This is a genomic window from Xanthomonas arboricola pv. juglandis (assembly GCF_001013475.1).
Classification (GTDB): domain Bacteria; phylum Pseudomonadota; class Gammaproteobacteria; order Xanthomonadales; family Xanthomonadaceae; genus Xanthomonas; species Xanthomonas arboricola.
Genome location: NZ_JZEF01000004.1, coordinates 150,186 through 174,639, shown reverse-complemented (window position 1 = coordinate 174,639; position 24,454 = coordinate 150,186). Strand labels below are relative to the sequence as shown.

The window sequence follows — 24,454 nt, the reverse complement described above, 5'->3', positions numbered from 1 at the left end:
ACTCACAACGCTAGCAGCTTCGATCATCCAGTCTTCAGAGACGTGTCCCACCAAAAAAATTAGCTTTGGCGTGCTACTACGTGAAGGAGCAGATGCTCCTTCACGTAGTCAGGCCAGCATTGATCAAGGCGATGGCTGCACCTGCAGCCACTTCCCCCCGTGAAAGACGTACAAGCTTTCCTCCTCCGTCGAGGGGCAGCAGGCCGGATCATCTGGCCCTGGGACAAGCAACGTCACATGCACCGTGCCTTCCTTCAAGCCCACCTTCTGGGCTGCGACGCCGAAGCCAGAGACCAACGTAGTGCCGGCCAGCTGCAACTGGGAACCTTCCTTGCGTTCGAATGCCGCCAGATAACTGCCCGCACCATTGCCGTTTCCGCTGCCCTCTAAAGTGTAAAGGGCCACCACTTCTGGCTTGCCATCCCCGGTCAGATCGCCTTCGATCAGTTTCCGCGCGTCCTTGTACTCGGTAGCTCCATCTGCCTTCTTCGCCTCCTGGGCGATGGCAGCATTGATGACCTCAGCGTCCGGCGTGATCTGGACAGCTTCTTGCGGAGGCGCTTTCTCTGCCTCAGCTTTTACGCCTTTGGCTGCATCGCACTGGATAGCTTCGGCCTCTACTCGCTTGGTACCCGCCGGAACCTCGCAGCCAGCAAGGTTGATATCGCCTGCTTTAGTTACCTCATCTGCTTTGCCACACCCCGTTACGGCTAGCGCGGCTAGCAGGATCATCGCGGACCGGTAAATCTGCTTCATCTTCATTTCCTTATCGCTTCCTGCACTGTTGTGCGGCATTGGCCAATTGATCGATGAAGTCCGGGGGCGCAGAGCCCTCGGACTGAATTGCAACAATTCCTTCTTCCCCGTAATGCGCCTGCAGCTTGTCGAAAGCGCATTCGCAGACGGACTCGTTCCCTCCGCTGCTGGCACAGCTGCCGATGAATTCGCTGCGTGCCTTGTCCGCCTTGCTGCCGCATGCTCCAAGCATCAGCAACGCCGCCAGAGCGGCCGCAATCTTTGCGACATCTCGTGCCATGACTAGGCCCTCCTTTGCACAAGGACCAGCACGCCGCCTATGACGACAAGCCAAATCAACCCGCTGAGAAGCCTCCCGAACGACGGGAACACAATTGCTGGCCAAACCAGCGCGCGACCGAGGTTGTAGGCAAAACCCTTGTAGGCGTATTGCCCCCAGTTGGCGAAACAGATTGCAGCAACTACGACCGAGGCTCCGTAGAGCCCAATCAGATATTTCATTTCTTCCCCCTGTTGTTGTGATGGTTAGCGGCCTTGCTGCAGATAGTGGCTTACGGCCCTGAAGAGCGCCTTCAAGTCGCCTTTGTTAGGCATGTTCAGATCGGCGAAGCGCTCGCCATTGATGTAGACGTACTTCCCTTCTGTCGTGATCGCCGACAGGACTCCAAGCAGGCGAATCTCCACTGGTTGGAACACGGCTTTGCATCTGATCTGTGCTTCGGTGATCAGGACACCTTCGCGTGCACCGCCAAAGAGCGTGTCGTCGATCAGCACAACCACGTCCTGTAGTTGCAGTCCTTGTCCATAGGACTCCAGTGCGCCGGCAAGTTTTTTATGAGGGATACGCGGGGCGATGAAGATTCGCTCAAGCGGTTCACCGTTCAGTGCCAAGCCGTCCAGCGCCTGCACCAACGTCAGTGCATACGACTGATCCGGCTCGCGCGCGCAGGTGGCATCTGCCGGGCCTGCTGGGCGCGCTGACTTAGTTCGCACTTTTTCATCCACTCGCGCACGACTGACCGGATCCCGAAGTGCCGCGTAAGCCTGGTTGACCTCCTGCATCTTCGAGGTGGCCCAGTTCACCGTTTCCGCGTCCGAGTTTGCGTAGCGGTCCGGGTGGTACTGGCTACGTCGGCCCCGGTATGCCAGCTCTATCTCTTCCGGCCCGGCATTTGTACGGATCCCGAGTACTTCGTAGTAGCCCTTCCCCAATTTAGATCTCCCTGCTTCTCGTCGATTTGAACGTGCCCATGTGCGTAAGCCCAGTAGGGCTACCTCCCTCTACGACCGAACAGGAAGGCAGACGCCCGCAACACGTAGGCAGGAGCCACTTTTTTCATTCATCCGCCCGGCTTCTGATCTGGTGCCCGGCCGGCTTGACACTGCCGAAGCCGGCTCCAGCACGGCGAATGCTAATCGTAGTATGTCGAATAGTAGTATTCAAACCCAGACCATCTCGCGATGGCTCGGGCAGCTCACGAAACTCGGTTGGTCACCGTCTTTGCTGGCAACGTCCGGCGATTGAGAAAGGAGCGCGGGCTGTCGCAGGAAGACCTTGCCGAGGCAGCCGGCGTCCACAGGACCTACATCGGTATGCTCGAGCGTGGCGAGAAGAATGTGACGATCTACAACATCGAGCGCATCGCACTGGCGCTCCGGGTTCGCCCCGGGTCACTTCTCGACTGACGGCAATCCTGTGGCCGGCCCTTAGGGCTCGGCCACTGAACGTGGAACAAAACGAGTCGATGTCCGGCCTTGGCCGGGCGCGCTGTGCCGAGACCGGCCCCAGAGCGGATGTCAGCCCTACACCCATCCCCGGGTAGCCATCGAAACCGCCTGGTGGGCCGTGACCACGAAATGGTCCAGCAGCCGGATTTCCACCAGCTGCAAAGCGGTCTTCAACTGGACCGTGACAGCCCGGTCGGCTGCTGAAGGCTCAGTGTGGCCACTGGGGTGGTTGTGAGCCACGATGACTGCCGCGGCGTTCAAGGCCAACGCGCGCTGGACGACGATGCGCGGATGCACCTCCGCGCCCTCCACAGACCCGGAGAACAAGCGCTCTACCCCGATGAGCCGGTGCTGGTTATCGAGGAAAGCAACCTCGAAGTGCTCCCGTATCTCACCGCCCAACCGCAGCCGGAAGAACGCCCCGCACTTGGAGACGTCACCTAGTCGTGGCCCTGGTTCGCTGGCTCGCTGTTCGAGGATGCGTAGGGCGCGCGCGACGATCTTGTCATCCCGTGCGCGGATGACTTCCTGTGACGGTGCAGGCCCGCCATCAGACGGCGCACATGTGCGTGTCCCGACCTGCATCACGCCACCATCCCCATCACTTCCTCCCACGCGCGCTGCTTGATCTTGGCTCCCTGCCCAAACCAGGCCGCATCCCGGCGATGGTCATCACTTCGAGCACGTCGATGATGATCAACGTGCTCGGTGATGGCATTGAGCAGACCCCAAGCTGTTGCTCGGCTGGAAGCAAGCTTGGATCCTCGCCCATCGCCCTCATACAGCGCGCGCACTTTAGCCACTGCCTGTTCGTTGACCACCTGCGCCGCATTGGGAGTGGCGTAGGTCAACACACGGCGCAGCAGGGCATCGGCAGAGTCTGGGTCTACGGGGGATTCGCACAGTGCTTTCATTCGGTCTACGAAACCGCCCCAGGCTGAAACCGTAATGCCGAGCTGGCGCTTCACGAGGTCCGGGTCGAAGTGGCTTCGGTGCGGCACTTTGATGGCGCCACCGCTGTCTCCCAAGGCAACCGCCAGGGTGTTGTTGCAGACCACCCTGATAGAAGTGAATTGAGCTGTTGTGGCCAGCGTCCCATCACAGGCAGTGGCCAGGAGAAGATAGCCGTCCACTCTGTCCCTCCCCCGAAGCACGGTGCTCTGACCTGTTCTGGCCAGCGCCCAGAACTTGCGCCCCTCACGCAAGACGCCGGCCGTCTCCAGCTCAAACCCATTGTACGCCGTCAGGTCCCGGTAGAACTCCAGGATCTCTCCTGGCTGGACGACCTGGAAGCGCTTTGAAACCACTGCCAAAGGTGCCTTGGTGTCAGAACGATAGAGGACCTTATTCCCTGGAAACGCATTGATGGCTCCAACGTTCTGGCCGCCAGTGATGTATCGCACCTCAGACTCCTCTATCTTCCAATCCATCCCAGCCTGTTGCTTCCATATCTCGATAGGTTGCTGTCGAGCGAGCTGATTACCCAGCCCGTGCCAGGGCTTTTGGCCGACATAGGCCATTGATTCAAGCAAGTGCATCGTCGTTTCCTAATGGTTGATGGCATAAATGCACAAGGCCCGGACGAGCCGGGCCTTGTGAGAGGTAACATTGGTCGTGCTGATCAGTGATCGAAGAAATCACTGCAGTTAGAGCAGGTAGCCGCCACCGTGCATTTGACGATGCCCGCCATAACGGCTGTGGCCACGACCATGATGCAGTAGATCAACTCGACCTTACTCTTCATCATTACGTGCATCCTAAGCTAACGCTGCAATGCGGAGCGCCGAACGCGAGGCAGGGTGTCCTGCTTCGTATGGGTAATATGGGTTCAAAATAAATTTTATTGGACCGCCAACCTCACGGGTATGCAGGCGACCTCCACGCGTGTCGACCTCACGGTGCTGTCTCCGCTTGTGATGATCGACCTGCTCCTTGTCGCCGGCCGCCCACCAAACTATTCGATGGTGAACAGTTGCCTCCGGCCGTTGCCGCTGTCATCGCCGCAATGTTAATCACTTGCACGCAAATACTTGCGCGGGCAATAGCACACGAGACCGCAGGGTGAATGCAAATCAGCGACTTGTTCGCCGGCAGCATACCGCGGGGACCTCATGTAACTCAGCGTACCGCGCTTTCTTGGCGTCCAGCCCTCAGCTGGCACAGACAGCATTGCTTCACAACATCAAGAACCACCATGTTTTGCACCGCATAACGTCTTGGTGCACGTCCAAGGGCACCGAGTGCCTTGGGTCGGCCCGACCTATCGCAGCCGGACACATGATTTGTGCAAAGGGTTCTGGCAGCCTCCACTGCATTTCGGCTTCCTGGACAAGCTGGACGTTCGCGCAGCATTGCATGTCAACGAGTGCCTGCGCGCAGGCAGTGTAGGAAGGCACGACGGGCATGCCGCAGCGTCACGCCAAGCCGACCAGCGCCGTGTCGATACCAGACTTTGACAGGGCGGTACTCGAGAATGTGTCGCTGCAGCCGACATCGCGTCGCCCGCCCCCTTCGTTACACGACGCCGCAGTTCGTAGGCAAGCAGCGCCGCGCAAGCCCTGCCACGGATGATGGCGACCTCGCGATACCACCTCGGAAGTGCCGGTAAGAAATGTCGATCATCTTGTGCGTTGGTGACAACAGGGATGGCGATATCGCCCACCGTTTCGATCCCGCCCGCCGCAGTGACATCACCTATTTATCAATGCGCTGATGGGCCTCGCGAACCACCACTTTCCCCGATCCCAACATCCCTGAGAGAACTCGATCACTGATGAAAATCCGACCAATGCAAAAGCATGTGGCAGCCCTTGCAATTGCCATTGTCACCACCCTCGCATCCTCGGGTGCCACCGCGCAAACTCCGCGCATTGTGCAGCCTAGAAACCCCGATCGCGCGGTGCTCCCGGTCATCTCCGGCTCGAAGATCAGCGTCCCCTTTGGATCATGCACCGTAGGTGCGGTGTTGGTGCCCACGAGCATCTTCCACAGACTGACGCCGTACCAACGTGCCACGCGATGGATCGTGCTGGCCAAGCACTGCGCGCCGCTGTACGCGACCATCCACGTGGGTACGGCCGCCATCGGCACCGTCGTGTGGCAGTCGGCCACGTCTGACATTGAGCTTGTGCGAGTTTCGCCCCAGCCGGATCAGGCCGCAGTGCTGTACTGCTCTTCTCACGGAAGCGCAGCCTTCTGTAATCCGATCCAGTCCTATACGCCCCGTGCGAATAACCAGGTCTTCATGCCGCGTGCCGGCCGGGAAGCGCGGCTTGCTGTAACCGGTTGGTCGAGCGCGCCGGATGGACAGTTCTGCACAAGCGGGTGGCGCACCGGCGTCCGCTGCGTGTGGCAAGGCATGTCTCTGGTGCCGGGAATTCCGAGACCGAGTTATCAGCACATCGATGCCGCCCACTCGTCCGAGCTCGATAGCATCGACAACGGCGACTCCGGTGGACCAGTCGTCACCTACGACAAGCATCTGATCGGGATCATTTCCTCCGGCGAGTCTGGCGGCCGTTCCATCGTCTACTACACGCCAATGCAACAGGTGCTGCACGAGCTGTATAGCTACTCCCTCGCCCCGGCCGACCTGCCCACCGCTGCCGGCGACGACAATCCACTTTCACCCGGCGGTGAAAACGCTGGGTGGGAACTGGCGCCGACCGACGAGTGAGGGGCACGGCCGCAACCTCCCACCGGATGGAGGCGAGCGGGTCAACGCTCAGGACGTCGGCCGGTGTCATCGGCGTTCCGTGATGTTCGGAGTAGCTCTTCAGTCAACAAAGCGCCGCCTCAATGCGGCGCTTTGTCATGGGGTTCAACAGCGACCGCCTGCAAGGCGATCACCGGCTCCGAATCGGCATGGACCCCGCGTACACTCCGGTTCTGAATGCGCCGCCCGCACTCACCTGACCACCGCTCGCTCCGTTTTGTTAGCCGCTCTTAATCGACGATGTATGCGTCGCTCAATTGAGATTGTGTAACGCGAGGAATCACACGTATGGTCCGCGCAATATGAACCGCGTGCTCCGCCAACTTGGTCGCCTGCTCCGTATCCCAGCCATGGCTGTGCTGCTGATTGCTGTGCTGTCCAATCCGGTGTTCGCTGCGGTTGCAGACTTGCACCAGGCTTACCTGGCGTCTGCGGATCATTCGCACAGCCCGGGCACGCAAGACAACGAAGGTGAGACATCCCCTGTCGGCGATCCGCAGACAGGCGAGTTGCTTGATGCACTCATGCATGCGTCGCATTGCTGTGGGCATTTGACCGCTGTGACGCCGGCATTGCTAATTTTGCATGCCACGCAAGCACCTGCGCTTCAGCCTCAAACCATTAAGACTCTGGCTGTGTCGTTTCCAGCCTCCTCAGATATTCGTCCCCCGATAGCGCTGTAACGGCTGCACCGCCCTTTGGCGGTTCGTTACATTTCGCTATCGGAGAATTCCTATGTGGTTGCGATTGGCGGCATTAGCCGCCTTCGCGGTCGTGCCTGCGCTATATGCGCAGGATCGACCGCTGTCTCAGGATTTGACACTGGACGACGCCTTTCAGCGCGTTGCCAAAACCCACCCCGACCTACGCCTGATCGATGGACAACGTGACGTCCTGACTGCGGATGCCGAACGCGCAGGCCAGCGCCCACAAATGCTGCTGGGTGCAACGCTTGAAAATGCCTTGGGCACTGGCCCCTACCGGACATTCGGTCAAGCAGAGCTGACCGTTACGCTTTCGGGCATCTTGGAGCGTGGCGGCAAGCTCGATGCCCGCCGGACCCTGGCAATGGCACGCATTGATGCGCTAGCTCCTCAGCGTGAAATCGCACGCCTGGACCTGTTGGCAGAAACGGCACGCCGCTACCTCGCGATCACCGCAGCCATCCGACAGCGAGAAATCGCTGAGCTGGACATCGAGCAGCGCAAGCGAACCGTCGATGCGGCACGCCGTCGCTTGGAAGCAGGCGCATCGCCCGAGTCGGTCGTGTTGACAGCAAAGGCGGCCCTTGCAGAAGCAGAGCTTGATCGTGATCGGGCAGCGCAAGCCGAACGCTGGGCGCGACAAAATCTCGCGGCTCTGTGGAATCAGCGAGAAGCGGCAGCCGGCTTGGTGTCCGGCGATCCAATGCGACTGCCTGCCCTGAGTGACTTCAAGCAGCTCAGCGACTATCTGACCTCCAATCCCGAACTCGCTCAAGTAGCAGGTGAAGAACGGATTCTTGAAGCTCAGGTTCGCCTGGCCCGAACCGAGGCCAGTCCCGACGTGCAATGGCAAATCGGTGCACGCGCACTCCGAGGCGATAGCGCGGCGGGTGTCATTGCGGGGCTGAGTATCCCCATTGGAACCAGTCGCCGTGCACAGCCAGGAATTCGCTCGGCTGAAGCAGAACTGGCCCTCAATGGTGTCGAGCGTGAAGCGCTAGTGGTTCGCCTGCTCTCTACATTGTCCGCTGCCCATGGCGACTACTCAATCGCGCGCCTGGAGGTCAATCGGCTCGACACCGATGTTATTCCTCGCCTTGCGGAAGCTGAGAAAGCGGCCGATCGCGCATGGCGGGCCGGAGCGATCAGCTACATGGAGTGGGGCATGCTGCAAGACAGACGTATCGAAGCACGTAGACGTCAGCTGCAGGCAGCCATTTCCGCCCAATCCTCCCTCATCGAAATTCAGCGACTGACTGGTCAGCCATTAATGGCGACAGCGGGCGCCAACGCCAAGGAAATCTCGCAGCCATGAAACCGGTCAGAAAGAATACCTTCACGCTCATGTTCCTGTTCGCAATCGCGGCACAGTTGGCCGGCTGTGGCGGACCAAAAGCAACGGACGATAAAGAAGCCGCTGACAGCAAGCCACAAGCAAAACAAGCGCATGGCGAAGAAGAAGGTCAGGACGAAGCACCCAAATCAACACGTATTGCACGTAAAGAGGCTGATGCAAACGGCATCAAAGTTGTAGCGGTCGGGCCGGGTGCCATTGCGATCGAACTCGAAGTGCAGGGTCAGATCGCCACAATCGATGGCAGCAATGCGAAAGTCACGGCGAGCTATCCAGGGCGCATCAGATCACTGCGTGCAAATGTGGGTGACCGTGTCAGAGCCGGGCAGTCCATGGCGAGTATCCAAAGCAACCTCAGCCTTTCCACCTATTCCGTATCCGCACCAATCAGCGGTGTTGTGCTGACGCGCCAGGCGCAGGTTGGCGGCGGTGCAGCGGAAGGACAGGTGCTGTTCGATATTGCCGATCTGAGCAAGGTCTGGGTAGATCTCAGCGTATTCGGCCCGCAAATGGCTTCCGTGATGTCTGGATCAAGCGTCGTAGTTACGCGCCTATATGACGGCACGAGTGCACAAGCAACGATCGATGGGGTGCTGCCAGGCGCAAGTGCTGCAAGTCAAAGCTCCATCGCCCGTGCAACGCTGCAGAACCTGGATGGGCAGTGGCGGCCTGGCGTTGCTGTGACTGCAAAAATCGCAACCAGCAACCGTAATGTCGCGTTGATAGTGCCGCGTTCGGCAATGCAGACGCTGGATGGTGGCGAGGCAGTGTTCGTGCGAACCGGGGACACCTACACGGCACATGCGGTCAAGCTCGGCGAAGGCGATACCGTACAGGTGGAAGTGCTTGAAGGGCTCAAGGCTGGCGATGAGGTTGTCGTCGAACAGAGCTATCTCGTCAAGGCTGACATCGAGAAGTCCGGCGCATCGCACGAGCATTGAGGAGAACTGACATGCTCGAACGAATCATTCGAATCTCGATCGGTCAGCGCTGGCTCGTCATGGCCATGACGATGCTGCTGATTGCCATCGGTGTGTGGAGCTTCAATCAACTATCGATTGATGCCACACCAGACATCACCAACGTCCAGGTGCAAGTCAATACGGCTGCACCTGGCTACTCGCCTCTCGAAGCCGAACAGCGGGTGACCTACCCCATCGAGACCGCAATGGCGGGGCTTCCTGAGATGGATCATTTTCGATCCATTTCCCGCTATGGCCTGTCTCAGATCACAGTGGTCTTCAAAGACGGCACGGACATCTATTTCGCAAGGCAACAGGTGTCCGAACGATTGCAACAGGTGAAGTCGCAAATCCCAGACGGCATCGAGCCAACACTAGGCCCCATCGCAACCGGCATGGGAGAAATCTTCTCCTACACCGTCGATGCCGACCCGAAGGCGAGAAAGCCCGACGGGCAGCCCTACACCGCCACCGATCTAAGGACGCTCCAGGACTGGATCATCCGCCCGCAACTGCGCAACATCCCCGGTGTAACCGAGATCAATACACTTGGCGGTTACAAACGTGAAGTTCACATCACGCCAGACCCCGCTCGCCTCAGGTCACTTGGTTTAACGCTCGACGACGTCGTCAACTCTCTGCAACTCAACAATCAAAATGTTGGCGCAGGCTACATCGAGCGCAATGGTGAGCAATTCTTGGTGCGTATTCCCGCCCAGGTTGCGGACATCCGTGACATCGAGCAGATCGCGGTCGCAAAGAGAGACGGTGCGGTCGTTCGTGTGCGCGATGTGGCGCAAGTTGCAGACGGCGCCGAACTACGCACGGGTGCGGCAACGCAAAATGGCCATGAAGTCGTGCTTGGCACCGCCGTGATGCTGATCGGTGCCAACAGCCGCGACGTCGCCCAGGCAGCGGCAGCCAAACTCAAGGATGCCGAGAAAAGCTTGCCTGAGGGCGTCAAAGCGACACCCGTCTACGATCGCACAGCTCTGGTTGATCGCACGATCGGAACGGTGACCAGGAATTTGACCGAAGGCGCTGTGTTGGTCATCGTCATCTTGTTTCTATTACTCGGAAATTTTCGCGCCGCGTTGATCACCGCTCTAGTGATCCCATTGGCGATGCTCTTCACCCTAACCGGCATGGCGCGCGGCGGGATCTCGGCCAATCTCATGAGTCTGGGTGCGCTTGACTTTGGTTTGATCGTTGACGGGGCCGTGATCATCATCGAGAACTGCCTGAGCCGCTTTGGCGAGCGTCAACAACAGCTCGGACGGCAAATGAATCTCGCCGAGCGATTTGAGATCACGGCCAGCGCCACAGCAGAAGTCATCAGGCCCAGCTTGTTCGGGCTCGGCATCATCACCGCCGTCTATCTGCCGATTTTTGCGCTAACAGGTGTGGAAGGAAAGATGTTCCATCCCATGGCGATCACGGTGGTGTTGGCATTGACGGGCGCCATGGTCCTTGCGCTTACCTTCGTTCCCGCTGCCATTGCGTTGGCACTGGGCGGTAAGGTGGAGGAGAAAGAAAACTGGCTGATGGCACGCTTCCGCAAAGGATACGAACCCCTGCTTGATCTCAGCCTGCGCAGTGGAAAATGGGTCGCAGTTGGAGCCATTGCCCTGCTCGTGTGCAGTGGCTTACTTGTAACCAGGCTAGGGAGTGAGTTCGTCCCAAGCCTGGATGAGGGCGACTTTGCTCTGCAAGCCATGCGCATCCCGGGGACTAGCCTCACGCAATCGGTGGGCATGCAGCGACAACTGGAGCAACGGCTCATGAAAGTGCCGGAAATCGACCGGGTGTTCTCGAAGATTGGCACTGCAGAAGTGGCGTCCGACCCGATGCCGCCTTCGGTCGCCGATACCTTTGTGATGGTGAAGCCACGTGACCAGTGGCCTAACCCGGACAAGCCCAAAGCCGATCTCGTTGCACAGGTCGAGCAACTGGTGGATGGCATCCCCGGCAACAATTACGAGTTCTCGCAACCGATCCAGATGCGCACGAATGAACTCATTTCAGGCGTCCGGTCGGACGTGGCCATCAACATCTATGGAGATGACCTAGACACGCTGCTCAAGATCGGGCAACAAGTTGAAGCGGTCGCAAAAAATGTTCCAGGTGCTGCAGATGTTCGTGTGGAGCAAGCCAGCGGACTGCCGCTGCTATCGATTGTTCCTAACCGCATGGCACTGGCAAGCTATGGACTCAGTGCCGACGATATTCAAAAACCCGTTGCGACAGCAGTAGGCGGCCAAGTCGCCGGACAACTCTTCGAAGGCGATCGCCGATTCGACATTGTTGTCCGTTTGCCGGAAGCGTTACGGCAGGACCCCAGTGCCATCGAGTCGTTGCCCATTCCACTCAAGGCCTATAAGGATGCCCTGTCAGGCTCGGAATCTAGCGGACCCCAGACCATTCCACTTGCGGCAGTTGCCAAGGTCATTCGGAGCGAAGGCGCAAACCAGATCAATCGGTATAACGGTAAGCGGCGAATTGCGGTCACTGCGAATGTCCGCGACCGTGATCTAGGTGGGTTTGTCACCGAGCTTCAAGATGTGGTTGATGCCCAAGTCAAGACGCCGACGGGCTATTGGATCGAATACGGGGGTAGTTTCGAGCAGTTGAGTTCGGCAAGCAAGCGATTGGCGATCGTTATCCCAGTCACACTCGTCGTCATCTTTGCCTTGCTTTTCTGGGCATTTCGCTCGGTCAAAGACTCCGCAATCGTCTTTAGCGGCGTTCCGCTAGCGCTTACGGGCGGAATCATTGCGCTCAGTTTGCGTGGAATTCCGTTATCCATCTCCGCAGGCATAGGGTTCATTGCACTGTCGGGTATAGCGGTTCTCAATGGCTTGGTACTCATCAGTTTTATTCGAGGACTGCGGGAAAAAGGGGATCCGTTGCCCGTTGCGGTCCGCGACGGGGCGCTGAGTCGGCTAAGACCCGTATTGATGACAGCGCTGGTGGCATCACTTGGGTTTGTGCCGATGGCACTCAACGTTGGAGCCGGTTCGGAAGTTCAGCGACCACTTGCCACTGTGGTGATCGGCGGAATCGTATCTTCGACGCTGCTAACGCTGGTCGTCCTGCCTATTCTGTATCGGTGGGTACATAGCCGCGCCACAAGAGAAAAGGCAACGGAAGTCTAATCAGCGGCGCCCTAACCCATCGCGATTCCCGCGATGGGTGCTCTGCCTTACCCAAAGCAAACGCCACATAGGCGTTCAGGAGAATATTCATGAGTGGCAATCACGACCACGCAGGCTCCAAAGTCCGCTTCGAGAAGCCGCTATGGTGGGCGCTCGGACTCACATCGCTATTTCTCGCTGCCGAAGTAGTAGGTGGCTTTCTAACCAACAGTCTTGCGTTGATTTCCGATGCTGCGCATATGCTGACCGACACGATTGCGCTTGCCGTGTCCCTTTTCGCTGTGCGTATCTCCAGGCGGCCAGCTGACAAGAAGCGAAGCTATGGCTACGGTCGCGTTGAGTCGCTGGGCGCGCTGGTCAACGGCTCCCTGCTCCTCCTGGTTGCGGGCTACATTCTTTGGGAAGCAATCACTCGTTTCAGACAACCTCCACATGTTGCATCCACCGGCATGCTTTTCGTCGCCATCAGCGGGCTTATCGTTAACCTCATCGCGATGCGTCTGCTCAAGTCAGGAAGTGGCAGCTCGCTAAATCTAAAGGGTGCGTATCTTGAGGTCTGGAGCGACATGCTTGGATCGGTGGGCGTCATCATCGGTGCGCTCGTCATTCGTTGGACCAACTGGACACTTATCGATCCAGTCATAGCGGTGCTCATTGGATTGTGGGTGTTGCCGAGAACCTGGACGCTCATAAGCGCGGCCGGACGCGTTCTGATGCAGAGCGCGCCTGTTGATGTCGACATCACGGCCTTGGAAAGAGCGATGCGGGCACATGCCGATGTCGACTCTATTCACAACCTGCATATCTGGTCGTTGGCTTCTCGTCAGACTGTGGTGACCGCGCATGTTGTCGTCAAAGAAGATGTCAATGCCTTGGACCGAGTTCGTTGCGAAGTGACAGGCATCGTCCGCTCTGTTCTCAACGTCTACGAGCTGACCCTGCAAGTCGAATGTGTGGCATGTGATGGCTCAGGAGCACGTCATGACAGCAATTTTTAGTTCCGTCCTCCAGCGACTACGCACCAGAAATAGGGGCGATACAGAAGCAACGCCTAGCTGGCGTCCATTGCTCTCGGCGGACTGGCTTGTCTGGGCCGTTGCTATGTATACGGCAGCGGCGCTCAATCAAGCGTTCTGGCGAGCCACGGCAGCCACAGGCGCGTTTTCTGATCACGGAGGATGGGAAAGTGCGCTTAGCCTCGCCTTGATCCTGGTGGGCATCAATGTGCTTCTAGTTCGTCCGCTTTGCTGGAAGGGCGCGACCAAGCCCGTGTTGACTGCGTTTTTATTGGCCGCTGTCCTTACGTCTTTCTTCTCTGATCGCTATTCGATCTATTTTGACGTCAGCATGGCACGCAACATCCTCAAGACAGACGCAGCTGAAGCCGGGGACCTGATCACATCCTCCCTGCTATTGCATGTCATCACCTATGCAATGGCTCCACTCGTGCTTATCTGGTCGACACGTCTGAGAAGGTCATCAATTCTGCGATCGACCGTTGCCATGTTCGGATCGATTGCATTGGCGCTCATGCTGGTCATCATTGCCGCATTGATTAGCTTCAAGGACGTCAGCGCGCTGATGCGAAACAATCGGGAGCTCCGCCATCTCGTGGCTCCTGCGAATGTCGTTGTCTCCATCACGCGCATTGCAGCAAAGGAACTCTCTGTTGACACTGGCCCCAGACGTGTCGTGGCACCGGATGCTCGTTTGGTTGGCCATGACCCTGAGCCGAAGCCACACGTGCTTGTTCTGGTGGTCGGGGAGACCGTGCGTGCATCCAATTGGGGTCTGAATGGATACGCGCGTCAAACGACTCCGGAACTTGCCAAGCTCGATGTCGTCAACTATCCAGATGTGCGCGCATGTGGCTCAAGCACTGAGGTCTCATTGCCATGCATTTTTTCGGCTAAAGGTAGGGCAAGCTACAACGAAAGTGAGATAAAGCGTTCGGACTCCCTACTGCATGTCTTATCGAGAGTTGGTATCCAAACGCTCTGGAGAGACAATCAAGGCGGATGCAAAGGTGTCTGCGATGGTTTGCCGTTTGAAAAGGTAACGCCAAGAAACCAAATAGCTGCTTGCCCGAATGATGACTGCGGCGATCTGGCACTTCTCGACGGTCTTGAAAATCGCGTGCGATCAAGCCAGGAAGACATGGTGATCGTATTGCATCAACTAGGTAACCACGGCCCAAGCTACTACTTGCGCTATCCGGAGCGACTACGTCGGTTCAAGCCCGACTGCAGAAGTGCAGATCTCGGAGACTGCACGCGTCCAGAGGTTGTCAACGCTTACGACAACGCAATTTTGGCGACGGATGAACTAGTTTCCCGTGCGATAAAGATGCTCGCTTCAATCGATACGGTCGACAGCGCATTGCTGTATGTCTCCGATCACGGAGAGTCACTTGGCGAAAGCAACCTGTATCTGCATGGATTGCCTTACGCCATTGCCCCGGACATGCAGATGAAGGTTCCCATGGCAGCATGGCTGTCGCCGGGAATGGTGAGGTGGCGCGGTTTGAACATGCAGTGCGTGCGGCAACGCGCGTTACAGCCTGCAAGCCATGACAATCTTTTCCACTCGGCGCTGGGGCTCATGGATGTTTCGACGAGAGCCTACTCCAGGGAGCTTGATTTGTTCGGCGGATGCGCATCGCGCACTTACAACGACAAGAATTGGCCGCGAGAGCGGTATTTATAACGCTTGGGCGCGCAACGTGCATCTACTCTGGGCGACGTCGGGTAAACCGTGACTTCTTCATCGCTTGACTCCTCGTGATGACGGAGGCCCATGCCGGCAAAGTCTCTACGTTACGATGCGCCTGTTCTTGGAGCGGCTAACAAAACGTCGCGAGCAGTCGTCAGGTGAGTGCGGGCGGCGTGCTCAGAACCGGAGCGTACGCGTGGTCCATGCCGATTCCGAGCACCGACCGCGCCTGCCTGGCGGCCGCGCAGTCGGTTTGTTAGCCGCTCTTTGGGGGTGGGTCGCCCAGTACCTATTGTCCAGAACGACTTGTGGCTGAGCATCAGCTCTTCAAATATCACGTATTACCTTATTTGCGTGGCAATGCCCAGATTGCTCTCGCTTCCTCTTGTTAACCACATCACTCGGTTTGCCCTTACATTCCATCTCCCGCCTGAGTTGATCGAGATCAAGGCGGGCGTGTATGGTGCGCTGCATCATAGAGGTTTGAAACGGGAACCGTTTGGCGTTCCTCTCGGTGGCCAAGTCGTGCCGAGGTAAGAAAGAAGGGCTGTTGTAGGGCAACAGTGCCAGACTGTTCGAGGAGTGTTGAAATGAAGCTTGGTGGAAAATTATCACTCGTTGCCGGCGCTACGCAGAGCAGTGAGGCCTCTTCGACCAAGGCCTCAGACGAATACGACATGCACTCACACCCCTCAGCCCACCCGAGACCCGACTTCATCGCTAACGCACAGCAGACGTTCGCGCTGACCGTGGTGAGCCTCACGGGAGCCCAATGGGAGGGAGACGTTAGGGAGGTTAGTCTTCCTGGGGAACAGGGTCGATTTGGCGTGATGGCAAAACATACACCCATGCTGACCACGCTGCGCGAGGGCATGATCCTCGTCCATCCGGAGACGGGCGAGCCACCTTTCCAGCTATATGTGTCGGGGGGTTTCGTCGAGGTCCAACCGACTCACGTAACCGTTTTGGCCGACTTGGCGCTGAGAAGCGAGGACCAGGACAGGGCGAAGGCCGAAGTTGCGAGAAATGCCGCGAACTCTCCCATGGCAACGTCTCTCACGGACGATGCTTATTCGCAAACGCACGCCGAACTTATGCATCACTTTGGGGCAGGCCCGCGCGCCAAGCCTTGATGACTGGAACCGCTGCGCATCGCTTCAAGCGCTCTCCGCTTGTTGGACAGTCATAAAGAGGGCCCCTCATGCCAAGTCGCGTCAAAGCAGCATTCAAGTATTTCAATCAAGCGGTGCCGTTCAAACTGCCTCAGGCCCTGGCGACAACGGCAGTGCTTATCGCATTGCTATTGTTGCCGTGCCCTGAAGGCCTGACGCCCAAAGCCTGGGGACTAGTCGCCATATTCCTGACCACCATCATCGCCATCATCCTCAAGGTCATGCCGATCGGGGTGATGGCGATGATGGCCATTGTCATCATCGCGCTTTCCCAAGTCACGTCAAGCAGCTCCAAGGGTGCGATCGCTGATGCGCTCTCCAGCTTCTCGAGCCCGCTCATCTGGCTGATCGTGGTTGCGATCTTGATTTCCCGTGGTCTAAAGAAGACAGGCTTGGGGAACCGCATCGGAATGTTGTTCATTGCGCTACTGGGCAAACGGACCATAGGCATCGGATACGGCCTGACGATCTGCGAGCTCTTGCTCGCCCCCTTTACACCCAGCAATACCGCGCGTGGTGGGGGCATTGTTCACCCGATCATGAAGTCAATTGCCAACTCGTTCGATTCTGACCCGGCGAAAGGCACGCAAAGCAAGGTCGGAACCTACCTGGCGTTAGTGAACTACCACGCCAATCCCATCACATCAGCCATGTTCCTCACCGCCACAGCACCCAATCCGCTGGTAGTCTGCTATGTCGCCAAAGCAACGAACCAACAGCTGCACCTGTCCTGGACGACTTGGGCACTATGCATGCTTCTACCGGGGCTGGTCTGTTTGATCATCATGCCTGTGGCCATTTACCTGCTGTCTCCTCCGGAACTGAAAGTCACTCCAAACGCAGTTGATTTCGCCAAGGGCGAATTGAAGGCGATGGGGTCTCTGACGGCGAAAGAAAAAGTGATGATCGGGACCTTTGGTTTGCTGTTGGTCCTTTGGGCGAACGTGCCCGCCATGATTTTCGGATCCTCGTGGACCTTGGATCCCACGGTTGTCGCATTCGTTGGCTTGTTTACGCTGATCATCACCGGCACCTTGGACTGGGACGATGTGCTTTCTGAAAAAAGTGCCTGGGACACGCTAGTGTGGTTTGGCGCACTGGTGATGATGGCCGAGCAGCTCAACAAGCTGGGCGTGGTTGGCTGGTTCACCGAGGCAATGAAGGGGGCCATCATCGCCAGTGGAATGGGATGGAAAGCGATCGCCGGCGTGCTCGTCTCAGCCTTTGTCTTTTCCCATTACCTGTTCGCGAGCACCACCGCCCACATCAGCGCGATGCTGCTTGCGTTCTTAGGTGTAGGGGCGCTGCTCATCCCCCCGGACTACGTCATCCCCTTCATGCTCATGATGACCGCGTCTTCGGCGATCATGATGACACTGACGCACTACGCCACAGGCACCTCGCCTATCATCTTCGGCAGCGGCTACGTCAGCTTAGGCGCCTGGTGGAAGATCGGACTCGTCATGTGCCTGCTTGAGCTCCTCATCTTCGGGCTCGTCGGAAGCATCTGGTGGAAAATCCTTGGCTTCTGGTAAATCTTGCAGCCCGGTGAACGGCCAAAAAATATGGCGTGTGACAGGCGTGGCGCCACGCCTGACAACGGCCAGTTTGTGTTAACCCAGCACGTTGTCCAGTGGGATTCAGTCACCCTCGCGCCCGAGCCAGTGATCAACCCCACATGGACGAGCTAACCGCGCCGGAGAGCTGGGCTGCGCCGTCGCTGGCCTGCCTGCCTGCCGCCCAGTGAGCACCGCACGACGCCCCCCAAGATCGAAACAGAACTGAGGGCGCTCGCAGAGCCAGAGCATCGGCAAGCAGCAGGAGCGCTACAGAGGACCGTACGCATCTTGCAAGCAGCCGCGGCAGAAGTCCGGGCGCTAAGCGCGCGAAGATGTTTGCCAAGCTATGGTAGGCCAAGTTCTTCAAGGCGGGTACCGGTCCCAACGCTGTGAGCGCTGGGCTATGTGGCGCTTGTCGCGCAGCCCGCGTGCGGCAAGAAGAAATGAGAGACCACATACGCCCAGGAGACCGTACCTGCAGCGCTTTAAGCAAAGCGCGTGTTACCAGGCATGCCAGAAGGCGACCGTCAGGACCTTTGGCGAGCGCTATACCACTTGCTAGCGTCTGCTTGGGGAAAGAAAGAGTTGCATAGCATCGACAATTTGGCGATTGCAGCCCATGGACGGATAAGCCTGCGAAATCCCTATACGAACTCTACTGCAACATGACACAATCTCTATCTTAATCTTATCTAATGAGTCACAACTAGTGTCATCCTCCGAAGCACCAACGGTGTTGATAGTCGAAGACGACATGAATTTACGCGTTGTCTGTGAAATGACTCTCGTTTCAGGGGGGTATAACTTTCACAGTGTCGACGGCACCTTGCAGGCGATCGCCTGTTTAAATGAAGGCCAAAGCTTTGATCTGATACTGACAGATTTTAAAATTCCGGGTCAAATCGATGGCCAAACTTTTATCAATGAAGTACGCCTGATGGGAATACATACGCCGGCCATCATCACCTCAGGATACGAATTTGATGATTCATCGTTACCAAATGGAACGTGCTTTCTGGCTAAGCCGTATACCCTTAGAAGTCTGCTCGATCTCGTAAAAGACTGCTTAAATAAAAACGGAGACGATGTGGGCTAACTCACTAGCTCTCTTCCCCTGCGAAAGAAGCGACCCTACACTGTGCGGCATCGCAACAGAAAGTACAAAGCACTAATATGCTGACCCTACAGAGTGTGTACAGGCTGCCGATAAGATAGAAATTCCAGGAGTCTAAGCATGCCCGGCTCGCTCAAAAACCAACTTCCATTTACTTCTGCCAGTGAGGCAATCGGTGACGTCCTAGATTGCCTGGCTCAGCTCACCCCCCTGAAAACCTGGATTTTCGCGGAGGTAAAAAATGATTACTGGATCATCCGTGCGTGCACCGACACCAACTTCGGCCTGAAAGTCGACCAATTCATGAGTTGGTCCGAATCTTTGTGCAGGCGGGTAATCTCTAGGGGGGGACCTCAGTGTGCTCCGGACTTGAGTAAAATCGATCACCTCGCAGGGGCACCAATTGCTATCGAGCTCGGCATTTCGAGCTATCTGGGTGTACCGATCAAGATCCCCGGTAAGATGGAAGGGATGCTGTGCGGCATCGACACTCATGTCGTCGATAGTGAGCTCATGCGCTATTTGCCTGTGGCTGAGACCTTTGGACGCGTACTTGCAAGCTCATGGGCGCAGCATCTTTCAGAAACTCAGCCCGCTGTGCAGGAAGCACAAACAGCAGATGTGCTGACAGGACTCCACGATCTGAGCGCATTCCAATGCCTATTGCGAGATGCGGTAGAGCTTCATCGCAACGAGCAGGGGGGCGTGCTGCTCTTCGATCTAGATGTCAGCAGCGGAGGAAAGGCTGAAGGAAAAAGGAAAGAGATAGAAGTTGCCGCAGGCCTTCTACAAGCGGCAACACGTCCACAAGACAGTCTTGCGCATTTGACGCCAGGAGAATTCGCGATCTATTTGCCCGGTATCAGCGAGGCAGGTTTGTTGTCGGTTGCTCGTCGAATTTGCTCGTCTCTCATCGCAAACGGGCTTAAATCGAAATGGGACGCAATTTGGTTTAAGGACATGAGCCAGTTTGACGATGTGGAGCGTGCGCTCAAGCGTGCAAGCTCTGAAAGCAGCGGAACTACATCAGTTGACGAGGTTGATGCCTAATACTTAGTTGGCACTCAGTGTTTGCATCGTGCAGAGTCCGCCTGTTCTGCAACGCATCCATGAACATTATATTTCCATAGGAAAAAAGCACTGTGTCGGGCAATCATTGCTCCAAGCTTTCTGACGCTCTTCCCACAGCCTATTTTATCGCAATAGGTTTACCAAAGCTGCAAGCGACTGACTAGATTGAAATGCCTGATTTTTTGGAGGAAATCTGTACCGAGGTGTTTACCTAGTTTCGCCGGCTGCTGCCGGAATTCTCAGCACTGGCAGAATAAACCCGGGCGTACAGGATCCTGCAGTTGGTGCACTAGCGAACCGCTGATTCGCTAGTGCACCAACGATAAGACGCAGTGGATCAAGCTGGCTTTTGCCACTGACCTCATCCCTGAAAAACCCACTACACCATTCTGGTTTGCGTCGGTCATTTTGAGACATTTGCACCCCGTCATACCTGCGCAAAAAACAGGAGAAATCTCAATTAAGCCGAAGTCATTCGGTAAATGACCTGCATATTTTGCTTTGGTCAAAGCATATTCGGCAAAGCCACCATTGACCGAGTAACCGCTTTTTGTTAACCCTCGCAACGGGGTTCCCAACCGCCCAACAGTGCTCGCAGTGTCCGCACGACGAGCAAAGCCAAGGGCTACACCGGCGCAGACAATCGCGAAGAACTGCAGGCGCAAGCTTGCATTCTTCATCACCGCCAGGTCTTCGACGATGCAAGCCATCGGCAGCAAACGCGAGCGTGCTCGGGAACAGCGTTGGGAACACTTCAAGGCCAGCGTGTGCGCGAAGGTGGAGCATCCATTCAGGGCTATCAAACGCCAGTTCGGCTACACCAAATTCCGCTATCGCGGCCTGGCCAAGAACACTGCACAAGTGCTGACCTTCTTTGCGCTGTCACACCTGCAGATGAAGCGAAGGCAGTTACTGCCTGCTATGGGTAACGTGCGCCTGTAAACCGGGGAGTTGCCACAGAAAACGCCAGAGACGGTGAAACTCCGAATATCCAAACGCGACTCTCCAGAATGGTGCGACATCTCGCGCTCTCAGGCCTCGTTGTTCTGACCCTACCTAGAGCAACCACTGCTGTACTGATTTGATCTCATCTTAAGCTGAACGCAACACTGACTGTCCAAAAATAGCATACCCTTCCACTTGCAAGTAATTGTGACCTTGCGTATGTCAAGGGCTCTTCACCCAGGCTGCCGCGCTCTTACGAGGGAGACAAGCTCCTCGCTTGGGAACTGCATATCAAGCACATGAAGACCGAGACCATTTCGTAGCTTTCTAGAATCGAAGGGCACGCGCGGGCGACGTTGATCGCCAGGCGCCAACTCTTCCCGAATCGATAAGAAACGCAGTGAGGTACCTGGCTCTGAGTAGCAGGCCGCGCTATAGCCGTCATGCACGCGCTCAAAACTTCGCATCGTCTTGTCCCCCTCGACACCGCCTAACGACCACGCCGGCGGGGGAAGTAGCGTACCGCCAAGCTTCCTACGCTCATCGCGCCGCGCCTCCGGAGAGAGACCGGGAATATCCAGGGTGGCGGGGTTGACGCAAGCCTCTTCCTCACCAGGCCTACCCACCATTCTCCTCTCAGGCTCAGGATGGGTTCCCTCGATGTAGCTCTTGTAGGTAATGTAACAGCCCACCTCGCCCGGACTGCTACAAGTCGCTATATTCTCAAATGTGCCCCCTCTGGTACTACCAGCGGGCACATACACTGGTGCACCGGCGATAATTGCCAGCGCCAACTTTTTACGCATTGTGGGAAAGGTATCAAAACGGTCCTGTAGTAGCCGCTTGACAAGCTCAGCCCCTTGCGAATGACCAATTAGAACGATCTTGCGACCACCATTGTCATGTGACATGTAGTAGTCGAAGGCCGCTTCCACGTCATTCAGCGCCACTCTTACATACGTCTGACGGATGTGCTCGGGCAGGATGTACGTCGCAATGGTCGCTTGCCGATAATAGGGGGCGAATATTCGACATGCGCTACGAAACGAGGCCGCCTGAACTTTAGCAACCGTTTCGATATTCTCGTGATTATAGTTAAAATTGTCAGCATTGCGTGGAATTGGCGACATACTAACGGTCGGATAGACATAGAAGCAGTCTAAACCCGGATCGCTAACGGGTGCGGCGTCCGCTACAGAGCGGGCCGGCTCACCGACGAAACGTTCGAAAATGACACGCGGAGTTGCGCAGGCATCTTCCCGCCCAGGCAAACAGAGCCAGCGTGCCGAGTTAGCATAAGTATTCAGCGCACTCTTAGGATTTTCTGGTGTATACGTCGAAACGCAGCCGGAAAACAGCGGGGCGACAATTCCAACAACAATCCCATATTTTTTGATCCTTCTTCGAAAGATCAGCTCATAGAGACCGGCCACGTTCGCCGCCACCTTAAAGAGCATTTCCCAAATTCTTGAATAATTAACCGAGGCGTGATTATACATAAAAATTCAAAGTTGTTTTTCGACACGTTTGAAAGTGAAATGGCGAACTGTGCAGAATTTTATTGCTGATTTTTTGACGAGACTCGTATTTAGCTCACCGCGGAAGACGGGTAATTTCAAATCCACCTCTGATCGGGTTGCCTTCCAGGCCAGTACCATCAAGCATTGCTTGCAATGCTTGCTCGGGCGTCATCACACCGACAACGGGCTTCGAACGCTTGCCACGAGCTAGATTAGTACCGGAGATAGGGCAGCGAGTGGCTAGACGTAGCTGCTTAAGCGCATCTCCCAAGCGGCCTCCCGGGATCTCGACATTAACCGGCTCGTTTTTACAGCTGTATTGGAAATCTTGTCCCATGGCCGCGTTGGCAGCAATTGCCAAAGTCGCGACGGCCGCAGCCTTTATGATTCGAACATTGAATGATTTCACGTAATTTTTTCCTTGGGTGTTTTAATGAGGGACTCGATTTGACTGCACCGATGCGCCACAGCTAATTGGCGTTTCAAGAACACGTGGGCGCGCACGTTTTCCTCCTCGACGGCCCGCAGGCCGGTGCCCGACGCTCTGGCCGGTTGCTGCCGGGATAGGCCAGCCAAGAAGTTTGGCCACAATGAGACGCAGGCGGCGCCGCCTGGCGATCGAAGCGCCCGGTAGGGCCAACTCTTGCTTACCCATGAGCAGCCGCTCGCGCAGCAACACCATAGAACGACCGACGGGCATCCGAGTTCGGCGAATATTGCGTTGCATCGAACGATCCTCACTCATTGATCCTCTCGCAGTGGCGCAGGCACTGCCAGCGTTTCTATTCTCAACCACACCCTCTCGAAGAGCGCTCTTTTTTGCTCCAAGGCGACGCCGCCGCAGAATGATCGCCGGGCGACGAAAGCGGCTCTCAGCTCTTCCGGAGAGCATCGGGGTCGATTGATCAGGAGACTGTAGATCTGGACGTAAAGAGGCCACGCCTTCTCGGGGGTCAGTTCCTTGAGCAGGAAAGGCACGGGCGCATGGTCTTGCCAAAAAGCCCGCTCCTTCTCAAGATCAATGACAACGTCCGTGTTGTCCAGGGACGAAGTTTCCTGGTTCTTCTTGCTACTCATCCCGTGTCTCGCGCCTACGCTAACTGTGCATTGCTCAGAACGCGAACGTTAGTCCGGCCACCGGGCCCTTGAACTCCTGCTTCAAACCGATCGTCGTAGCCGACTCGGCGCGGGTGTCCGTATCACGGTCGACGTCGAGCTTGAACCAGTCGTAGCCAGCGAACACCCCAAAATTTCTGCTGAAACGATACTCAACGACTGCATTGGCCCGGCTCAGATCGCCTTTGTATTTCTCGAAATTTCCCCAGTCGGTATTGAGATACTGTCCCTGCACGTTGAAGAGCCAATGCTCGCCGCCGTGAGCAGTAAAACGGATGCCGACAACCGGCGCGGCGCCATCTGCGCTTTCATCGAGCACCTCACCGGTGTAGAGCGCACCCAGGTCGGTATAGGCACTGGCTTCGATCTTGGCGTACTCCGCACCGAGCTGAAGTCCCAGGCTGTAGGTCGGGTTATCGATCACAGCGTAGTCGTAGACCAGGCTGGCCACCTGATATTTCAGTTCGCCCTTGATGAAGCTCCCGGCTGGCACGGTGGTTCCACCCAGGCTGACGTCCTCGCTCAGGGCTTCGCGGCGGTCTTTGTCATATTTGAAGTAATCGAAGATCAGGCGCTGCCGATTGCTTAGGCGGAACACGCCGTCGACGCGCGGTTCCCATTCCTTTCCGCCGAAATCGAAATCCTGCGTGCCCGAGAGGGTGCTGCCATTGACGGTGGTGGTGCCACGCAAAGTGTTGTTGTTGTCGATGTTCATGGCGCCCAGGCGCAACTGAAAGCGATCGTCGGTGTCGGTCGCATGAGCAGGCAGGGCCCAGGCCATTGCCAGCGCGCACGGGAGGATTGCTTTAGAGATGTTATTCACGATGTAACTCCGGAGGGTTAGGGAGATAGCGTATTAGCAGGGCACGAT

Annotated in this window: 22 protein-coding genes, 2 other RNA genes and 1 pseudogene; 14 read left to right on the top strand and 11 right to left on the bottom strand. The window is 56.8% G+C overall.

The features are described 5' to 3' along the window. Nucleotides 1–123: 123 nt before the first annotated feature. From XARJCFBP2528_RS15725 to XARJCFBP2528_RS15710, 4 genes are read right to left on the bottom strand one after another with little or no spacing between them, the layout of a single operon-like run. On the bottom strand, nucleotides 124–756 hold the full coding sequence (locus XARJCFBP2528_RS15725) for a hypothetical protein (RefSeq protein WP_230620458.1): 633 nt from the start codon (nucleotides 754–756) through the stop codon (nucleotides 124–126). A 10-nt stretch (nucleotides 757–766) separates the two neighbouring features. Then, nucleotides 767–1,036 (bottom strand): hypothetical protein, encoded by a 270-nt coding sequence (locus XARJCFBP2528_RS15720; protein ID WP_016901104.1) that lies wholly within the window; start codon nucleotides 1,034–1,036, stop codon nucleotides 767–769. A 2-nt stretch (nucleotides 1,037–1,038) separates the two neighbouring features. Further along, entirely contained in the window at nucleotides 1,039–1,257 is a 219-nt protein-coding gene (locus tag XARJCFBP2528_RS15715) for a hypothetical protein (protein WP_016901105.1), read from the bottom strand. A 24-nt stretch (nucleotides 1,258–1,281) separates the two neighbouring features. Beyond that, complete coding sequence (locus XARJCFBP2528_RS15710; RefSeq protein ID WP_016901106.1) at nucleotides 1,282–1,968, bottom strand: J domain-containing protein; 687 nt, start codon at nucleotides 1,966–1,968, stop codon at nucleotides 1,282–1,284. A 276-nt stretch (nucleotides 1,969–2,244) separates the two neighbouring features. Here XARJCFBP2528_RS15710 and XARJCFBP2528_RS15705 point away from each other — a divergent pair, with 276 nt between their 5' ends. Then, the gene (locus XARJCFBP2528_RS15705) at nucleotides 2,245–2,442 is read left to right on the top strand and encodes a helix-turn-helix domain-containing protein (RefSeq protein ID WP_228318198.1); all 198 of its coding nucleotides are present in this window, start codon (nucleotides 2,245–2,247) and stop codon (nucleotides 2,440–2,442) included. A gap of 117 nt (nucleotides 2,443–2,559) precedes the next feature. On the opposite strand, the gene XARJCFBP2528_RS24210 is transcribed toward XARJCFBP2528_RS15705, so the two are convergent. Together XARJCFBP2528_RS24210 and XARJCFBP2528_RS15695 are read right to left on the bottom strand one after the other, a co-directional pair. Then, nucleotides 2,560–3,069, bottom strand: a complete 510-nt coding sequence (locus XARJCFBP2528_RS24210; RefSeq protein ID WP_016901108.1) for a JAB domain-containing protein — start codon at nucleotides 3,067–3,069, stop codon at nucleotides 2,560–2,562. After that, a complete protein-coding gene (locus tag XARJCFBP2528_RS15695; RefSeq protein ID WP_026064040.1) occupies nucleotides 3,069–4,022 on the bottom strand; it encodes a DUF932 domain-containing protein in 954 nt (317 codons plus the stop codon). The genes XARJCFBP2528_RS24210 and XARJCFBP2528_RS15695 overlap by 1 nt, the downstream gene beginning before the upstream one ends. A gap of 1,235 nt (nucleotides 4,023–5,257) precedes the next feature. On the opposite strand from XARJCFBP2528_RS15695, the gene XARJCFBP2528_RS15685 reads away from it, so the two are divergent. The 8 genes from XARJCFBP2528_RS15685 (at nucleotide 5,258) to XARJCFBP2528_RS15655 (ending at nucleotide 15,080) form a co-directional block, all read left to right on the top strand. Next, a complete protein-coding gene (locus XARJCFBP2528_RS15685) occupies nucleotides 5,258–6,160 on the top strand; it encodes a trypsin-like serine protease (protein ID WP_026064041.1) in 903 nt (300 codons plus the stop codon). Nucleotides 6,161–6,348: 188 nt separating this feature from the next. Beyond that, nucleotides 6,349–6,425, top strand: a non-coding RNA gene (locus tag XARJCFBP2528_RS22740) — sX9 sRNA. Nucleotides 6,426–6,549: 124 nt separating this feature from the next. Further along, entirely contained in the window at nucleotides 6,550–6,882 is a 333-nt protein-coding gene (locus XARJCFBP2528_RS23530; protein ID WP_146011244.1) for a hypothetical protein, read from the top strand. Nucleotides 6,883–6,934: 52 nt separating this feature from the next. Next, nucleotides 6,935–8,218, top strand: coding sequence for a TolC family protein (locus XARJCFBP2528_RS15675; protein WP_016901114.1), 1,284 nt, complete (start codon nucleotides 6,935–6,937; stop codon nucleotides 8,216–8,218). Then, nucleotides 8,215–9,198 (top strand): efflux RND transporter periplasmic adaptor subunit, encoded by a 984-nt coding sequence (locus tag XARJCFBP2528_RS22735; protein WP_080591293.1) that lies wholly within the window; start codon nucleotides 8,215–8,217, stop codon nucleotides 9,196–9,198. The genes XARJCFBP2528_RS15675 and XARJCFBP2528_RS22735 overlap by 4 nt, the downstream gene beginning before the upstream one ends. A gap of 11 nt (nucleotides 9,199–9,209) precedes the next feature. Continuing rightward, nucleotides 9,210–12,374 (top strand): efflux RND transporter permease subunit, encoded by a 3,165-nt coding sequence (locus XARJCFBP2528_RS15665; RefSeq protein ID WP_016901116.1) that lies wholly within the window; start codon nucleotides 9,210–9,212, stop codon nucleotides 12,372–12,374. Nucleotides 12,375–12,463: 89 nt separating this feature from the next. Next, nucleotides 12,464–13,372, top strand: a complete 909-nt coding sequence (locus XARJCFBP2528_RS15660; RefSeq protein ID WP_047124871.1) for a cation diffusion facilitator family transporter — start codon at nucleotides 12,464–12,466, stop codon at nucleotides 13,370–13,372. After that, on the top strand, nucleotides 13,356–15,080 hold the full coding sequence (locus XARJCFBP2528_RS15655; protein ID WP_080591300.1) for a phosphoethanolamine transferase: 1,725 nt from the start codon (nucleotides 13,356–13,358) through the stop codon (nucleotides 15,078–15,080). Before XARJCFBP2528_RS15660 ends, XARJCFBP2528_RS15655 begins: the two co-directional genes overlap by 17 nt. A 134-nt stretch (nucleotides 15,081–15,214) precedes the next feature. Here XARJCFBP2528_RS15655 and XARJCFBP2528_RS22730 read toward each other — a convergent pair. Then, nucleotides 15,215–15,291, bottom strand: a non-coding RNA gene (locus XARJCFBP2528_RS22730) — sX9 sRNA. 385 nt (nucleotides 15,292–15,676) lie between these two features. Here XARJCFBP2528_RS22730 and atpC point away from each other — a divergent pair. The 5 genes and pseudogenes from atpC to XARJCFBP2528_RS22720 all read left to right on the top strand — a co-directional run. After that, entirely contained in the window at nucleotides 15,677–16,219 is a 543-nt protein-coding gene (atpC, locus tag XARJCFBP2528_RS15650) for an ATP synthase F1 subunit epsilon (protein WP_232618353.1), read from the top strand. 68 nt (nucleotides 16,220–16,287) lie between these two features. Beyond that, nucleotides 16,288–17,793 carry a DASS family sodium-coupled anion symporter gene (locus XARJCFBP2528_RS15645; RefSeq protein ID WP_026064043.1) on the top strand — a complete coding sequence of 502 codons (1,506 nt, stop codon included), beginning with the start codon at nucleotides 16,288–16,290 and terminating at the stop codon, nucleotides 17,791–17,793. Between the two features lie 733 nt (nucleotides 17,794–18,526). Further along, nucleotides 18,527–18,913, top strand: coding sequence for a response regulator (locus XARJCFBP2528_RS22725; RefSeq protein ID WP_198430325.1), 387 nt, complete (start codon nucleotides 18,527–18,529; stop codon nucleotides 18,911–18,913). Between the two features lie 138 nt (nucleotides 18,914–19,051). After that, nucleotides 19,052–19,981 carry a GGDEF domain-containing protein gene (locus tag XARJCFBP2528_RS15635; RefSeq protein ID WP_016901124.1) on the top strand — a complete coding sequence of 310 codons (930 nt, stop codon included), beginning with the start codon at nucleotides 19,052–19,054 and terminating at the stop codon, nucleotides 19,979–19,981. A 644-nt stretch (nucleotides 19,982–20,625) separates the two neighbouring features. Beyond that, nucleotides 20,626–20,944, top strand: a pseudogene (locus tag XARJCFBP2528_RS22720) (transposase); the annotation flags it as partial. Nucleotides 20,945–21,180: 236 nt separating this feature from the next. Here the strand turns inward: XARJCFBP2528_RS22720 and XARJCFBP2528_RS22715 are convergent. From XARJCFBP2528_RS22715 to XARJCFBP2528_RS15620, 4 genes are all read right to left on the bottom strand, one after another. Then, nucleotides 21,181–22,446, bottom strand: a complete 1,266-nt coding sequence (locus XARJCFBP2528_RS22715) for a DUF3089 domain-containing protein (RefSeq protein ID WP_080591296.1) — start codon at nucleotides 22,444–22,446, stop codon at nucleotides 21,181–21,183. A gap of 94 nt (nucleotides 22,447–22,540) precedes the next feature. Continuing rightward, a complete protein-coding gene (locus XARJCFBP2528_RS23525) occupies nucleotides 22,541–22,876 on the bottom strand; it encodes an STN domain-containing protein (RefSeq protein WP_146011242.1) in 336 nt (111 codons plus the stop codon). A 332-nt stretch (nucleotides 22,877–23,208) separates the two neighbouring features. Then, a complete protein-coding gene (locus XARJCFBP2528_RS15625) occupies nucleotides 23,209–23,544 on the bottom strand; it encodes a hypothetical protein (RefSeq protein ID WP_016901129.1) in 336 nt (111 codons plus the stop codon). A gap of 34 nt (nucleotides 23,545–23,578) precedes the next feature. Continuing rightward, nucleotides 23,579–24,364 carry a hypothetical protein gene (locus tag XARJCFBP2528_RS15620; RefSeq protein ID WP_016901134.1) on the bottom strand — a complete coding sequence of 262 codons (786 nt, stop codon included), beginning with the start codon at nucleotides 24,362–24,364 and terminating at the stop codon, nucleotides 23,579–23,581. Between the last annotated feature and the right edge of the window lie 90 nt (nucleotides 24,365–24,454).